Raw genomic sequence first — 14,779 nt, 5'->3', positions numbered from 1 at the left:
GCAAAACCAAGACGTTACCTTTTTCACCCGACTCCCTAGTAAATCACAGTCATAAAAAATAGGGACACCTCACAGGTAAAGTTATGCAAAAAGCAGTATTAATCACCGGTTGTTCCAGCGGTATCGGGCTGGTTGCCGCACAGGATTTGCGCGCACGCGGTTATCGGGTACTGGCGGCATGTCGGAAAACGCAGGATATCGACACGCTGCAGCAGATGGGGTTTGAAACTATTCAGTGTGATCTTGATGATAAACAGAGCGTCGAACTTGCGGCCGCCGAGGTCATTGCGCTGACAGGCAACCGTCTGTATGGCTTGTTTAATAATGCGGGTTACGGCGTTTATGGCCCGCTCAGCAGCATCAGCCGTGAGCAGTTCGAACAACAATTTTCCACCAATTTATTTGGTACACATCAGCTGACGCAGCTTCTGTTACCCGCCATGTTGCCACACGGCGAAGGCCGTATTATCCAGACCAGCTCGGTGATGGGGCTGATCACTACGCCGCGCCGGGGCGTGTATGCTGCCAGTAAATTTGCACTGGAGGCCTGGTCCGACACACTGCGCATGGAGCTGCACGGCACCGGTATTCAGGTCAGCCTGATTGAACCCGGCCCGCTGAGCAGTAATTTCACCTCCAATGTGAGTCAGTCGCAGACCGACCAGCCGGTCGAAAATCCGGGTATTGCCCGTCGTTTTACACTCAAGCCGGAGGCGGTTTTACCCAAACTGCACCATGCTTTAGAACATCCGCGCGCGCGCCTGCGTTATCCGGTCACACTGGTCGCCCATGCACTGACGGTGCTGAAACGCCTGTTGCCCGCGCGCGTGCTGGACAAAATATTACGCGGAAACAGCTAAGTAAAAGCGATACGGGGTTGAAGCAGCTCGCGTCGCCCCCATTTCTTTAGTAATGCTTTAAACGCCTTAGTCAGAGAGAACGAATTCATGCTTGCACAACCTACAGTAATCGATATCAACGAAACCAACCTGCACCAGACGCTGGAACAATCCATGTCTGTGCCGGTGATGTTCTATTTCTGGTCTGAACGCAGCCAGCATTGCCTGCAACTGGGTCCGGTTCTCGACAAACTGGCCGTCGAATACGCCGGTCAGCTAATCCTGGCAAAAGTGGACTGCGATGCCGAGCAGATGATCGCCCAGCAGTTTGGTCTGCGCTCGATCCCTGCCGTTTATCTGTTCAAAGACGGTCAGCCGGTCGATGGTTTCCAGGGTCCGCAGCCGGAAGAAGTGATCCGCGAACTGCTGCAGAAAGTGTTGCCGAAAGAAGAAGAGCTGAAACTGGCTCAGGCGCAGGAAATGTTGCAAGCGGGCGATGTGAATGGTGCCCTGCCGTTGCTGAAAGAAGCATGGCAGTTGAGCAATCAGCGCAGTGACATCGGTTTGTTGCTGGCGGAAACACAAATTAATCTGAACCGTACTGACGATGCCGAAGCCGTGCTGGCGACCATTCCGTTACAGGATAAAGATTCCCGTTATCAGGGGCTGATTGCGCAGATCGAGTTGCTGAAACAGGCCGCCGATACGCCGGAAATTCAGCAACTTCAGCAGGCGTTGTCGCAGGATCCTGAGAATGCCGAGCTGGTGGTCAAACTCAGCCTGCAACTTCATCAGGTCGGGCGTAATGAAGAAGCGCTGGAACTGCTGATGGCTCCGCTGAAGAAAGACTTAGGGGCGGCGAACGGTGCGGCACGTAAAACGCTGATGGATATTATGGCAGCACTCGGCACCGGCGATGCGCTGGCCGCCAAATACCGCCGCCAGTTATATTCCCTGCTCTATTGATTCATCCGGTTTCACCGTAAACGCCCTGCGCACGTCACTTCTCCGGACGTGCGTTTTTTTTAGCATTTCCCCCGTCTTTTATCCTCTGAACTATCCTTTTATTAATACGATGACTTAACGATTTGTGCGACAATTGAACACGCGCCTGACCGGTCGGTGAGTGCGCCAGGGACATGTTTTTATTCGATTATTCCCCCGTGGATAGTCAGAACACAGTTTTACAGGAGTTTCATACTATGTTTGACCTTATTCCCATCCCTATCCTTATTCTGATCGTACTGGCGCTGCTGATGGTGTACGCCGGGATCAAGATCGTGCCCCAGGGCTACCAGTGGACCGTCGAACGTTTTGGCCGCTATACCAAAACCCTGATGCCGGGGCTGAACCTGGTGGTGCCGTTTGTCGACCGCATCGGTCGCAAAATCAATATGATGGAACAGGTACTGGATATTCCTTCTCAGGAAGTGATTTCCCGCGATAACGCCAATGTTGCCATCGATGCGGTGTGTTTCATTCAGGTGATTGACCCGGCGCGCGCCGCCTATGAAGTCAGCAATCTGGAGCAGGCGATCGTTAACCTGACGATGACCAACTTCCGTACCGTTCTCGGCTCGATGGAACTGGACGAAATGTTGTCACAACGCGACAACATCAACGCACGTTTGCTGCATATCGTCGATGAAGCTACCAATCCGTGGGGCGTGAAAATCACCCGTATCGAGATCCGTGATGTGCGCCCACCGGCTGAACTGATCTCTGCGATGAACGCACAGATGAAAGCCGAACGTACAAAACGTGCCGACATTCTGGAAGCCGAAGGTGTACGTCAGTCCGCCATTTTACGTGCTGAAGGTGAAAAACAGTCGCAAATTCTGAAAGCCGAAGGTGAGCGTCAGTCAGCATTCCTGCAGGCAGAAGCGCGTGAACGTGCGGCGGAAGCGGAAGCCCAGGCCACCAAAATGGTGTCCGAGGCGATTGCGGCCGGTGATGTGCGGGCGATTAACTACTTCGTGGCACAAAAATATACCGATGCCCTGACGAAAATCGGTTCTGCCAATAACAGCAAAATCATCATGATGCCGCTGGATGCCACCAGTCTGATGGGCTCCATTGGCGGAATTGCTGAGTTGCTGAAAGAAACCAAAGGCGGCAAATAATGCTGCATGATTTCATGGCAAATCCGCACGTATTCTGGCTGTCTCTGGGTGGCCTGTTACTGGCAGCTGAGCTGGTGGGTGCGAGTGGTTACTTGCTGTGGAGCGGCGTGGCGGCGGCCCTGGTGGGTGCTGTCACGTGGATCCTGCCGCTGCCGTGGGCATGGCAGGGCACGGCATTTGCCCTGCTGACCATTCTGGCGGCGTGGCTGTGGTGGAAGTGGCTGAACCAGCGGGTGGATAAATCTTCCGGCAATGCCGCACTCAATCAGCGAGGCCAGCAATTAGTGGGCACTTACGCTACGGTGCTGGAACCGGTAACTAACCAGTTCACACGGGTACAAATCGGTGACAGCAGCTGGCGTGCGATCTGCAGCTCCCCTCTGAACGTCGGGGACAAAGTCGTTATCACCGGCGTGGAAGGGGCGACGCTGCGCGTAGAACCCGATGCGCGTTAATGTTTGTTATGACAGCAGCCGCTGAGATTATCGATGATCGGGCAATCCGCCCCCTCGTCGCCGGGGCAGGATTCCGCCAGCGTCAGTAAGCGCTCACGCATCACTTTCAGTTCTTCAATGTGCCGCGCAATTTCGGCGGCCTTTTCTAATGTCCGCGCTTTTACGTCAGCACTGTGCCTGTCAGGATTGTGGAATAATGCCACCAGCTCCTGACACTCTTCCAGCGTAAAACCAACCTGCCGCGCCTGGCGCAACAACGTCAGTTCTTCGATATGTTTTTGTGCATAGCTGCGGTAGCCGTTTTCACTGCGAGCCGGTGCGGTGACCAGCCCTTTCTCTTCATAAAAACGAATCGCTTTGCTGGTCAGCCCGGTTTTTTTCGCCACATCACTGATGTTCATTTTGCCTCCTTGACCTTACCCTTGCTGGAAGGTTTATGCTCTATAACTAGTGAAATTTGACAATCAGGTCAAGGCAAAAAGGAAATTCATCATGACGACTACCATATTATCCCTGCAAGGCTTGTCCTGCGGGCACTGTGTCGCTTCAACGCGGAAAGCGCTGGAAGCGGTTGAAGGCACCACCTCTGTAGAAGTCTCTCTGGATAAAGCCATCGTCAAAGGCGATGCCAGCAGCCAGAGCCTGATCGACGCCGTAGTGAACGCCGGCTACGACGCGCAGGTTGCAGGAGATACATCCCCAAAATCTGAGCCGCTGACCGATAAGGCGAGTGTTTTGCCGGAACCCCTGTCAGCGGCTGCGTCACCTGTTCCGGCTGAGACTCACGCCCCGCAAGCCGCTGATGACAGCGTGCAATTATTGCTCAGCGGCATGAGCTGCGCCAGTTGTGTCAGTAAAGTGCAACGGGCGCTGGAAGGCGTGAATGGTGTCGAGCAGGCACGGGTCAATCTGGCGGAACGCAGTGCGCTGGTCAGCGGCAAAGCTGATCAAAACGCACTGATTGCCGCCGTTGAACGTGCCGGTTATGGCGCTGAAATTATTATCGACGAAACCGAACGCCGTGAGCGCCAGCAACAAACCTCACGCAAAAGCATGATCCGCTTTAGCTGGCAGGCAGCGCTCGGCCTGGCTGCCGGTATCCCGATGATGTTATGGGGATTGCTCGGCGGCGAAATGATGGTCACCGCCGGTAATCAGACCGGCTGGCTGATTATCGGCCTGCTGACATTGCTGATTATGATTGTCGCTGGCGGGCATTTTTACCGCAGTGCATGGAAAAACCTGATGCACGGCAGCGCGAATATGGACACGCTGGTGTCACTCGGTACCGGCGCAGCGTGGATTTTCTCCTTCGCTGTCAGCCTGTGGCCGGACGCGTTCCCGATGCAGGCGCGCCATCTTTACTATGAAGCCAGCGTGATGATTATTGGCCTGATTAATCTGGGTCACGCGCTGGAACAACGCGGACGTCAGCGTTCATCAAAAGCACTCGAACGCTTGCTGGACCTGACCCCACCGACCGCACGCGTTGTCACCGCAGAAGGCGAAAAAACCCTGCCGCTGGCTGAAATACAGCAAGGCATGACGCTGCGGCTCACCACCGGTGATCGTGTGCCGGTTGACGGTGAAATTCAAAGCGGCGAAGCCTGGATGGATGAAGCTATGCTGACCGGCGAACCCATCCCACAGCAGAAATCCCAGGGTGAAAAAGTGCATGCGGGGACGCTGGTCAAAGACGGCAGCGTGCTGTTCCGCGCTGACGCTATCGGCAGCCAGACGACCCTTTCGCGGATCATCAAACTGGTGCGCGAAGCCCAGAGCAGCAAGCCTGAAATCGGTAAGCTGGCAGATAAAATATCTTCTGTCTTCGTGCCCGCCGTAGTGCTGATTGCTTTGTTCAGTGGCGCAATCTGGTACTTCTTTGGTCCGCAGCCACAACTGATGTATACGCTGGTGATCGTCACTACCGTGCTGATTATCGCCTGTCCTTGTGCGCTGGGATTAGCGACGCCGATGTCGGTTACCGCGGGCGTCGGCCGTGCGGCGGAATTCGGCGTACTGGTGCGTGATGCCGATGCGCTGCAAAAAGCCAGTACCCTCACCACGCTGGTATTTGATAAAACCGGGACGCTGACGGAAGGCCAGCCGAAAGTGACGGATACATACACCTTTGGCGGTATCCGTGAACAGCAGGCGCTGCGCTTTGCCGCCGCGCTGGAAAAAGGCTCGCACCACCCGCTGGCGCAGGCGATTGTTGAAAAAGCTGGCGGGCTGGACATTCCTGACGTGCTGAATTTCCGTACCCTTGGCGGTCTGGGTTTACGCGGCGATGTTGACGGTACGGCGTTATTACTGGGTAATCAGGCGCTGATGCAGGAAAATGGCGTGGATACCGTGGATGCCAACACTCTGCTGGAAAGCATGGCAGGCGAAGGCGCAACACCGGTATTACTGGCGGCAAACGGACAACTGGCGGCGCTGTTCGCACTGCGTGACCCATTACGTGAAGACAGCGTCAGCGCCTTACAACGTCTGCATCAGCTTGGGTATCAGCTGGTGATGCTGACCGGCGACAATCCGCGTACCGCTCAGGCAATTGCCGCACAAGCAGGAATCGATAAAGTGATTGCCGGTGTGCGTCCCGAAGGCAAAGCCGATGCCATTAAAGCGTTGCAGGACAAAGGCCGGCAGGTCGCCATGATCGGCGACGGCATTAATGATGCCCCGGCACTGGCGCAGGCCGATGTCGGGATTGCGATGGGCGGAGGCAGCGATGTGGCGATCGAAACAGCGGCCATTACCCTGATGCGTCCGAGTCTGCACGGTGTCGCCGATGCGCTGGCGATGTCTCAGGCGACGCTGCGTAACATGAAGCAGAACCTGCTGGGCGCTTTTATCTATAACGTGATTGGCATTCCCGTTGCGGCTGGTGTGCTTTATCCGCTGACCGGTACCTTGCTCAGCCCGGTCGTGGCAGGTGCAGCGATGGCACTGTCATCCATTACCGTCGTCGCTAACGCAAATCGCCTGTTGCACTTTAAGCCGAAAAAACAAGACGTTTCCCCTGTTCGCTAAAACGATGACGCGTTAGCATGGTCTCTCATTTTTCGGGAGACCATGCACTATGGCGCATTTTTTCAACCGGGTATTAAGCGGGTTCCGCAAGTTGTTTCCCGTCGAGTATTCTTATCCCGCCATTGATATTCAGCTTCCCGGCAACCGCTCCCTGCATCTGGTCGGCAGCATTCATATGGGCACGCAGGACATGCACCCCCTGCCCGCCCCCCTGTTGCGCCGCCTGCAAAAAGCCGATGCACTGATTGTCGAAGCCGATATCAGCGGCACGGAATCTCCCTTCAGCATGACCGGCGAATTTCCGCCACTGGCCGAACGTCTGCCCGAATCCCAGTATCTGCACGTCGAACGTTTATGCGAAGAACTGGGCGTATCCATGTGGACGCTCAATCCGCTGCCCTCGTGGCAGGTGGCACTGATGTTGCAGGCCACGCAGGCGCAGCGCCTCGGGTTGCGCGGAAATTACGGCATTGATTATCAGCTGTTGCAGACCGCCAAAAAGCAGGGGACGAAAATCATCGAACTGGAAGGTCCGCAGGAACAGTTCGAATTATTGCAGCAGTTGCCAGATGGCGGACTCACGCTGCTGGAAGATACCCTGACGCACTGGCACACCAATGCCCGCTTGCTGCAAACCATGATCAGCTGGTGGCTGGATACCAAACCGGGGCTGGCGACCGAGCAATTGCCTAACACTTTCAGCAGCGATTTGTACGATATCCTGATGAATCAGCGAAACATTCGCTGGAAACAACTGTTGCTGGATCTCCCGGCGGGAAACTATGTGGTCGCAGTAGGTGCGCTGCATTTGTATGGCGAAGGGAATCTGCCGGAATTACTCGCAAAGAAGAGATAGCCTGAAGGATGACGGAGATTAAAAAAATGGCCGATATTTCTATCGGCCAGTCAAAGAGGAATTTCATTTTATTAGTTATAGCTTCAGTGTCAGCCTTTACAGGCGCAACACCGGCTGGCACAGGGTAGCAATCTGTGTTGGGTCTTGGCAATAACCATTCATTGCTCTACTATTTCTCCTTCGCTTATTAAGTGCACTTTATTGTTTAATTTCATCAGATTGAACAGGTGATGAAATTTCGAACAACAACATAAAATAAAACAGAGGAGACAGGCTATGACCCCTGCCGTATTACTCCTGGAAAAGAATAAAGTCAGCTTCACCCTTCATCCGTATGAACACAGCAGCGATGAAACCAATTTTGGCGATGAAGCCGTAAAAAAACTCGGTCTGGACGCCCGTCAGGTTTATAAAACCCTGCTGGTTTCGTTGAATGGCGATGCTAAAAATCTGGCCGTGGCGGTCACGCCGGTGGCATCCCAACTGGACTTAAAAAAAGTCGCGAAAGCGCTGGGGGCGAAAAAAGCCGATATGGCGGATCCTATGATTGCACAACGCGTTACCGGTTATCTGGTCGGTGGCATCAGTCCCCTCGGACAGAAAAAGCTGCTGCCCACGGTGATCGACAGCCCGGCGCAGACGTTCAATACCATTTATGTTTCAGGCGGTAAACGCGGCCTTGATATTGAACTGGCGGCAGGTGATCTTTGTCGCTTACTGAAAGGTCAGTTTGCTGAGATCGCGAAAATCAGCTGACAGGCCGGTACTCTGCACCTCTACAATAAGAAGGCTTCCTCTGCTATGACAGACACGACGTCAACGCCAGCCAGCCCGCAGAAAGACGCAGTCAAAAAGACTGCGTTTTCTATTCTGGCGGCGATCAGCGTTTCTCACCTGCTTAATGACATGATCCAGTCGCTGATACTGGCGATTTATCCGTTGCTGCAAAACGAGTTCTCTCTGAGCTTCACACAGATCGGGCTGATCACGCTGACGTATCAGATCACCGCATCACTGTTGCAGCCGCTGATCGGCTATTACACCGACAAACATCCGCAACCCTATTCTTTGCCGGTCGGCATGGGCTTTACGCTCTCCGGGCTGCTGCTGCTGGCTGTGGCGCAGAGTTTCCCTGTCGTGCTGCTGGCGGCGGCGCTGGTCGGGACGGGTTCTTCGGTTTTCCACCCTGAGTCTTCGCGCGTGGCACGCATGGCTTCCGGCGGTCGTCACGGGCTGGCGCAATCGCTGTTCCAGGTGGGCGGTAATTTCGGCGCTTCCCTCGGCCCGCTGCTGGCTGCACTGATTATTGCGCCTTACGGTAAAGGCAATGTAGCGTGGTTCTCACTGGCTGCGCTGCTCGGCATTGTGGTGTTACTGCAAATCAGTAAATGGTATCGCCAGCAAAACCTGATCGCCAAAACGCGCGGGCCGGTGAAAAGTCATGTGACCCTGTTGCCACGTAAAACGGTGGCGATGTCACTGGGTATTTTGCTAATCCTGATATTTTCCAAGTACTTCTACCTGACCAGCCTGAGCAGCTATTACACCTTTTACCTGATCCATAAATTTGGTGTATCGGTGCAAAGCGCACAAATCCATCTGTTTGTTTTTCTGTTTGCAGTGGCTGCGGGCACCATTATCGGCGGGCCGGTGGGTGATAAGATTGGGCGCAAATACGTCATTTGGGCTTCAATTCTCGGCGTCGCGCCATTTACACTACTTTTGCCGCACGCCAGTCTGATGTGGACCAGCGTGCTTAGCGTGATTATCGGCGTGATCCTCGCCTCGGCATTCTCAGCCATTCTGGTGTTCGCGCAGGAGCTGATGCCGGGCAAAGTCGGCATGGTTTCCGGCCTGTTCTTCGGTCTGGCCTTTGGCATGGGCGGGCTGGGGGCTGCGGTGCTCGGCTATGTGGCCGATAAAACCAGTATCGAACTGGTGTATCAGATTTGTGCCTTCCTGCCGTTGCTCGGGATCCTGACAGCATTCCTGCCAAATATAGAACGCAAATAGCCATTAACCTTTCCTTCCCGGCTGCCGATAGTTAAATATCGGCAGCGTCTGAACCCTTATTCCCTTGATATCTGCCTGATAAAACCCATTTAAATCCCGCGTTGGAATTTTTTTTATCGTCTGCTGATGATTTTAAATAAAAAAGGCCAAAATTCCCCAACGTGAAAACGATTTTTACCATAAACTTAGAAACAATCAGCAACATATTTGCTTTATGCATAACCAGAAGGAGTCTGAATGCATCATTCTACGCCTCTCATCACTACCATCGTTGGCGGTCTGGTCTTAGCGTTCCTGTTAGGAATGCTCGCCAACCGCCTGCGAATTTCTCCTCTGGTTGGCTATCTCGCTGCTGGCGTGCTGGCCGGTCCGTTTACACCGGGCTTCGTTGCAGACACTTCACTGGCACCGGAGCTGGCAGAAATCGGCGTCATCCTGCTGATGTTTGGCGTAGGTTTGCATTTTTCTCTGAAAGATTTACTCGCCGTAAAGTCGATAGCCATTCCCGGCGCTGTAGCGCAAATCGCGGTTGCAACACTGCTTGGAATGGGATTATCAAGCCTGATGGGCTGGGATCTGGCCACCGGACTGGTGTTCGGGCTGTGTCTGTCCACCGCCAGTACCGTGGTGTTGCTGCGGGCGCTGGAAGAACGGCAACTGATTGAAAGCCAGCGCGGGCAAATCGCCATCGGCTGGCTGATTGTTGAAGACCTGGTGATGGTGCTGACGCTGGTTCTGCTGCCTGCGTTCAGCGGCATGCTGGAAAGCCATCACTCCAGCCCGGTAGAACTGCTCACCGGCCTTGCCGTGACGATTGGTAAAGTGATCGCGTTTATGGTGCTGATGATGGTGGTGGGCCGCCGTGTAGTGCCGTGGATCCTCGCCAAAACCGCCAGCACCGGTTCACGTGAACTGTTTACGCTGTCAGTTCTGGCACTGGCGCTGGGCATCGCTTACGGCGCCGTGGAATTCTTTGATGTGTCGTTCGCGCTGGGCGCGTTCTTCGCCGGTATGGTGCTCAATGAATCCGAACTCAGCCAGCGTGCCGCGCACGACACGTTACCACTGCGCGATGCCTTCGCGGTGCTGTTCTTCGTCTCGGTTGGCATGCTATTCGACCCGATGATTCTGGTGCGTGAACCGCTGACCGTGATCGCCACACTGGCGATCATCGTGTTCGGTAAATCCATTGCCGCGTTCCTGCTGGTGAAGATGTTCGGGCATTCCAAACGCACCGCGCTGACGATTTCCGTCAGTCTGGCGCAGATCGGCGAATTCGCCTTTATTCTCGCCGGTCTGGGGATTTCGCTGGGACTGCTGTCTGAACATGGCCGTAATCTGGTGCTGGCGGGGGCAATTCTGTCGATTATGTTTAACCCGCTGCTGTTCACGCTGCTGGAAAAATATCTGGCGAAAACGGAAACCATCGAAGACCAGAGCGTTGAAGAAGCGGTTGAAGACGAGAAGCAAATCCCGTTCGATTTGTGCAATCACGCACTGCTGGTCGGTTACGGACGCGTCGGCAGCCTGCTCGGCGAGAAACTTCAGGCTGCGGGGATCCCGCTGGTGGTGATTGAAAATTCGCGTCCGCGTGTCGAGGCGCTGCGTGACCAGGGCATTAGTACGGTGCTGGGCAATGCCGCCAATCAGGAAGTGATGGATCTGGCGCGTCTCGACTGCGCCCGCTGGCTGCTGGTGACCATTCCCAACGGTTATGAAGCCGGTGAAATCGTCGCATCAGCCCGCGTCAAGCGGCCAAATATCGAAATTATCGCCCGTGCGCATTATGACGATGAAGTCACCTATATCCTGGAACGCGGTGCGGATCGCGTGGTGATGGGCGAGCGGGAAATCGCCAACAGCATGCTGGGTATGCTTCAAATCGATATTATGACCGAAGACGAAAAGCGTCCGTTTTGCCCGATCTGATCATCTGTTAGTGATTAAAAAAATAAGGGCGCAGTTCATCACTGCGCCTGTTTAAGTGGCTTTATAAAAAATGGCTTCTATCTCAACGCCCTTCTGATTTTCATCAAAATGTTGACAGCCGCCTGACTCCCTAGCGCTCCCAGTAACTCTCTTCCAGGCTGTCTTCACGTTCCGGCAGGCCACGCGTCAGACGCGGCGAGTGCTGGTTCAGCACCTGATAACTCACACGGTTGGCGTATTTACACACCTGCGCCAGCGAGGAATAGGTCAGATACTCGCGGGAATGTTTGCTGGAATTCGGCACAGAAGTCCGGTGGAAACCGTTGGCGGCGATATCATGCAGCAGCGCCGATAATGCCCCGTCACCCGCTCCGTTGGTGTTCATGATTTTCTCCGGCCCGCCCATATACGGCGCGATGTGGGAATAAATCTTCAACGGTTGCTGACAACAGTCACGACGCATCGCGCGGCTGAATTCGTACTGATTGAATTCGGCAATCGCCCCCGGCAGCAGCGGATGCTGGGTGGTGCGCTTGAACTCGTCTTCGGTATAACTCGCCATAAACAGGCCGTTCGGCCCGGCGGTACACAACACCAGATCGACCCAGTCCAGCGCCTTATCCGCCGCCATCAGCGGATCTTTCAGACCAGTCAGCGCAAAACCTTCATCTTCGTTCATCGCAAGAATCGACACGTTATCACGGATGAAATCACGCCATGCCTGCGGATCTTCGGCGATAACGTATTGTGTGCCCAATGTTAAGACCACCGGCACATGGTACTTCTTCGCGTACTCAATCGCCTGCATGGTGGCTTCCGGCATCGGTTCGCCCGGCTTGCTGCGCAGCAAATACGAGGTCAGTAACAGCGCGGAGGCTCCTGCTATCACATCTTCCGGCACATTTTCCGCACGCAGACCGTTCATTTTGCCCGGACTGATGGCAAAGGTGCGCTCGCCGGTATCGCTGATCAGCGTAAAGCAACGACCTATCGCGCCATCCACGCCCTGCAGGAAGTTAAGATCTACGCGGCTGGAGGTGTTGCAAAGATAACGGTAAGCATAATCGCCAATTTTAACGTTATTACACATCACGCCGAGCAGCACAGAACGGTCATCGGCCAGCACGGAATAGTTGTGCAGTGTGTTACCGACAGTACCGCCCGCAAACTGGTGCGTGATCAGGGCGTTGCTCATCAGTTCCTGATACAGCGTTTCCGACATCTCATCATCCAGAATATTGGATTCACCGGGCGTCAGCCCGTAGCGGGCAACAAAATTCTCATCAACACGCGCTTCGATATCGACCATCGTCTGGTCAATGCCGGCGATGTACGAGGCACCGGCTTCTGACTCCGGCTGCATTGCCTGTAACATAGAATCACGCAATAAAGGGTCGCGTGCGCTGACCGGAAAATAGTGTTTGGACTTACGTTTACCAGGAAATTTCATGCATTATTCTCGGGAGATTCAAAAAACTCAGGCTTCAGTCAGAAGTGCTGAGTGACCAGCTGTTGCAGCAAATCAATATGTTCCGGCTGGTCGTTTAAGGCGTCAATATATTCGAAGCGCTCGCCGCCTGCATGAATAAAAATCTCGCGGTTCTCGCCTTTGATTTCCTCCAGTGTCTCCAGACAGTCTGCCGCAAAGCCAGGGCAGAGGATCTGAATATGCTTAACACCCTGAGCCGGAAGGCCTTTCAGCGTTTCATCGGTGTAAGGCGTCAGCCATGGTTCGCGACCAAAGCGAGACTGGAAGGTCAGCATAATTTTGCCCGCAGGCAGTTGCAGCGCATCGGTCAGCGCCTGCACTGTATCGCGGCAACGCTGTTCGTAGTCATCACCCTGCGCGACAAAACGCTTTGGAATGCCGTGGAAGGACAACACCAGACGGTCCGGTTCGCCATGCTGAGCGAACGAACGTTCGATGCTAGCTTTCAGCGCGGAAATATAAGCCGGATGCGTGGCGTAATCACGGACAAAGCTCATTGAAGGCAGGCGACGCTGCGATTTCAGCACACGCGCCACGCCGTCAAATACCGCGGCGCTGGTTGAGCAAGAGTATTGCGGATACAGCGGCAGCACCACCATTTTGGTCACGCCCTGCGCCAGCAGTTTTTCAATCGGTTCTTTCATGCCCGGCTTGCCGTAACTCATCGCCAGTTCAACCGGCGTACCCGGCAGGCGTTCTGCCAGCGCTTTCTGCTGACGACGGCTGTAAACCATCAGCGGTGAGCCCTCTTCCATCCACACGGCTTTATACAGTTTGGACACGCGCGGGGAACGCAGCGGCAGGATCACCAAATTCAGGATCGGCCACCACAGCCAGCGGGGGGTATCAACCACACGGATATCACTCAAAAATTCAGCCAGATATTTTCTAACGGCCTGCGGGGTCGGAGCTTCCGGCGTCCCGAGGTTGACCAGGAGAACACCGAATTTGGTCTGCGTCATGCTGAATTTCCTAAATTGAAGGCACTGAAGCCAGTGCGAAAAGTTATGGGCGCCACCGTTTATTTGTGATGCGGCAAAGAGGCGCAGGTCATTGTAACGAAAACAAAGACGATGGGAACAACGGCAGAAACTATCAATGCGAATTGTTATTATTAATCCCCGTCACGCTCGCTTGCCGCCGCTCGAATTATTTTGGGTATTGGAAATGGAGACCCTAAAAAAACAAACGGGGCGACCGTAGTCACCCCGTGATAGTGCGCAGAACAGACGATCAGCTCAGAATAGCAGCCAGTTCGTCACGCACTGCAGAGACCTGTTGTGTACCGTCAATTTTGACGTACCTGGTATTGCCCGCTTCAGCTTCTTTGCTGTAGTAGGACACCAGCGGCTCAGTCAGCTCATGGTATTCCACCAGACGTTTACGCACGGTTTCTTCCTGATCATCTTTACGGGTGATCAGTTCTTCTCCGGTGACATCGTCTTTACCTTCCACTTTAGGTGGATTGTAATGGATGTGGTACACACGGCCGGAGCCAGGGTGTACGCGACGACCTACGATGCGATCGACGATCAGTTCGTCAGGCACGTCGAATTCCAGCACGTAATCCACTTTGATGCCCGCGTCTTTCATGGCATCAGCCTGCGGAATGGTACGAGGGAAACCGTCTAACAGGAAACCGTTGCGGCAATCTTCCTGCTGAATACGTTCTTTCACCAGTGCGATAACCAGTTCGTCGGTCACCAGTTTACCGGCATCCATAATCTCTTTTGCTTTCTTGCCGAGTTCACTTCCGGCCTTCACAGCGGCGCGCAACATATCACCGGTAGAAATTTGCGGAATACCAAATTTCTCCATGATGAATTGAGCCTGAGTACCCTTACCTGCGCCCGGAGCGCCCAGCAGAATGATACGCATTGCGTAAATCCCCTTGCATGTAATTTTTATGAATCTCGAAAAACGGTCAACCATACCATTCTGAGCACTTTTGCTCAAGGAACAAGCCCTGCTGAAATTGGGGTTAAGCCTGCGCCATCCGTCGTTCCACCCGCCAGTTTGCGGGACCACGACCAGCGAGA

At 54.3% G+C, this 14,779-nt stretch carries 13 protein-coding genes; 9 read left to right on the top strand and 4 right to left on the bottom strand.

The features are described 5' to 3' along the window. Nucleotides 1–83: 83 nt before the first annotated feature. The 4 genes from ABIC79_RS11700 (at nucleotide 84) to ABIC79_RS11685 (ending at nucleotide 3,417) form a co-directional block, all read left to right on the top strand. Nucleotides 84–860 (top strand): SDR family oxidoreductase, encoded by a 777-nt coding sequence (locus tag ABIC79_RS11700; protein WP_013576584.1) that lies wholly within the window; start codon nucleotides 84–86, stop codon nucleotides 858–860. 87 nt (nucleotides 861–947) lie between these two features. Next, the gene (locus tag ABIC79_RS11695) at nucleotides 948–1,805 is read left to right on the top strand and encodes a co-chaperone YbbN (RefSeq protein WP_013576585.1); all 858 of its coding nucleotides are present in this window, start codon (nucleotides 948–950) and stop codon (nucleotides 1,803–1,805) included. A 236-nt stretch (nucleotides 1,806–2,041) separates the two neighbouring features. Continuing rightward, nucleotides 2,042–2,962: an SPFH domain-containing protein gene (locus ABIC79_RS11690; protein ID WP_037036893.1), complete on the top strand. Its 921-nt coding sequence runs from the start codon at nucleotides 2,042–2,044 to the stop codon at nucleotides 2,960–2,962. After that, nucleotides 2,962–3,417, top strand: a complete 456-nt coding sequence (locus tag ABIC79_RS11685; protein ID WP_013576587.1) for an NfeD family protein — start codon at nucleotides 2,962–2,964, stop codon at nucleotides 3,415–3,417. The genes ABIC79_RS11690 and ABIC79_RS11685 overlap by 1 nt, the downstream gene beginning before the upstream one ends. Here the strand turns inward: ABIC79_RS11685 and cueR are convergent. Next, entirely contained in the window at nucleotides 3,414–3,818 is a 405-nt protein-coding gene (gene cueR, locus ABIC79_RS11680) for a Cu(I)-responsive transcriptional regulator (protein ID WP_013576588.1), read from the bottom strand. The genes ABIC79_RS11685 and cueR overlap by 4 nt on opposite strands. Before the next feature lie 91 nt (nucleotides 3,819–3,909). Here cueR and copA point away from each other — a divergent pair, with 91 nt between their 5' ends. The 5 genes from copA to ybaL all read left to right on the top strand — a co-directional run bounded on the left by copA (nucleotide 3,910) and on the right by ybaL (nucleotide 11,251). After that, nucleotides 3,910–6,453 (top strand): copper-exporting P-type ATPase CopA, encoded by a 2,544-nt coding sequence (copA, locus tag ABIC79_RS11675; RefSeq protein ID WP_354567196.1) that lies wholly within the window; start codon nucleotides 3,910–3,912, stop codon nucleotides 6,451–6,453. 49 nt (nucleotides 6,454–6,502) lie between these two features. Beyond that, nucleotides 6,503–7,309, top strand: a complete 807-nt coding sequence (locus ABIC79_RS11670) for a TraB/GumN family protein (RefSeq protein WP_013576590.1) — start codon at nucleotides 6,503–6,505, stop codon at nucleotides 7,307–7,309. Between the two features lie 276 nt (nucleotides 7,310–7,585). Next, nucleotides 7,586–8,065 (top strand): Cys-tRNA(Pro)/Cys-tRNA(Cys) deacylase YbaK, encoded by a 480-nt coding sequence (ybaK, locus tag ABIC79_RS11665; protein WP_013576591.1) that lies wholly within the window; start codon nucleotides 7,586–7,588, stop codon nucleotides 8,063–8,065. A 45-nt stretch (nucleotides 8,066–8,110) separates the two neighbouring features. Beyond that, complete coding sequence (locus ABIC79_RS11660) at nucleotides 8,111–9,322, top strand: MFS transporter (protein WP_037036886.1); 1,212 nt, start codon at nucleotides 8,111–8,113, stop codon at nucleotides 9,320–9,322. A gap of 237 nt (nucleotides 9,323–9,559) precedes the next feature. Continuing rightward, a complete protein-coding gene (gene ybaL, locus ABIC79_RS11655; protein ID WP_037036885.1) occupies nucleotides 9,560–11,251 on the top strand; it encodes a YbaL family putative K(+) efflux transporter in 1,692 nt (563 codons plus the stop codon). Between the two features lie 130 nt (nucleotides 11,252–11,381). On the opposite strand, the gene ABIC79_RS11650 is transcribed toward ybaL, so the two are convergent. The 3 genes from ABIC79_RS11650 to adk form a co-directional block, all read right to left on the bottom strand. Further along, nucleotides 11,382–12,701 carry an inosine/guanosine kinase gene (locus ABIC79_RS11650; RefSeq protein ID WP_013576594.1) on the bottom strand — a complete coding sequence of 440 codons (1,320 nt, stop codon included), beginning with the start codon at nucleotides 12,699–12,701 and terminating at the stop codon, nucleotides 11,382–11,384. A gap of 38 nt (nucleotides 12,702–12,739) precedes the next feature. Continuing rightward, on the bottom strand, nucleotides 12,740–13,702 hold the full coding sequence (gene hemH, locus ABIC79_RS11645; RefSeq protein WP_354567192.1) for a ferrochelatase: 963 nt from the start codon (nucleotides 13,700–13,702) through the stop codon (nucleotides 12,740–12,742). 271 nt (nucleotides 13,703–13,973) lie between these two features. Then, the gene (gene adk, locus ABIC79_RS11640; protein ID WP_013576596.1) at nucleotides 13,974–14,618 is read right to left on the bottom strand and encodes an adenylate kinase; all 645 of its coding nucleotides are present in this window, start codon (nucleotides 14,616–14,618) and stop codon (nucleotides 13,974–13,976) included. Between the last annotated feature and the right edge of the window lie 161 nt (nucleotides 14,619–14,779).

This window comes from Rahnella sp. 2050, assembly GCF_040544515.1.
Taxonomy (GTDB): Bacteria; Pseudomonadota; Gammaproteobacteria; order Enterobacterales; family Enterobacteriaceae; genus Rahnella; species Rahnella aceris.
The sequence above is the reverse complement of the archived record's forward strand: the minus strand, read 5'-3'. Positions and strand labels throughout refer to the sequence as shown.

Bases quoted from the DNA above. Each gene is read 5' to 3' on its own strand.
- ABIC79_RS11700 (WP_013576584.1), top strand. From the start codon at position 84: ATGCAAAAAGCAGTATTAATCACCGGTTGTTCCAGCGGTATCGGGCTG.
- ABIC79_RS11695 (WP_013576585.1), top strand. From the start codon at position 948: ATGCTTGCACAACCTACAGTAATCGATATCAACGAAACCAACCTGCAC.
- ABIC79_RS11690 (WP_037036893.1), top strand. From the start codon at position 2,042: ATGTTTGACCTTATTCCCATCCCTATCCTTATTCTGATCGTACTGGCG.
- ABIC79_RS11685 (WP_013576587.1), top strand. From the start codon at position 2,962: ATGCTGCATGATTTCATGGCAAATCCGCACGTATTCTGGCTGTCTCTG.
- cueR (WP_013576588.1), bottom strand. From the start codon at position 3,818: ATGAACATCAGTGATGTGGCGAAAAAAACCGGGCTGACCAGCAAAGCG.
- copA (WP_354567196.1), top strand. From the start codon at position 3,910: ATGACGACTACCATATTATCCCTGCAAGGCTTGTCCTGCGGGCACTGT.
- ABIC79_RS11670 (WP_013576590.1), top strand. From the start codon at position 6,503: ATGGCGCATTTTTTCAACCGGGTATTAAGCGGGTTCCGCAAGTTGTTT.
- ybaK (WP_013576591.1), top strand. From the start codon at position 7,586: ATGACCCCTGCCGTATTACTCCTGGAAAAGAATAAAGTCAGCTTCACC.
- ABIC79_RS11660 (WP_037036886.1), top strand. From the start codon at position 8,111: ATGACAGACACGACGTCAACGCCAGCCAGCCCGCAGAAAGACGCAGTC.
- ybaL (WP_037036885.1), top strand. From the start codon at position 9,560: ATGCATCATTCTACGCCTCTCATCACTACCATCGTTGGCGGTCTGGTC.
- ABIC79_RS11650 (WP_013576594.1), bottom strand. From the start codon at position 12,701: ATGAAATTTCCTGGTAAACGTAAGTCCAAACACTATTTTCCGGTCAGC.
- hemH (WP_354567192.1), bottom strand. From the start codon at position 13,702: ATGACGCAGACCAAATTCGGTGTTCTCCTGGTCAACCTCGGGACGCCG.
- adk (WP_013576596.1), bottom strand. From the start codon at position 14,618: ATGCGTATCATTCTGCTGGGCGCTCCGGGCGCAGGTAAGGGTACTCAG.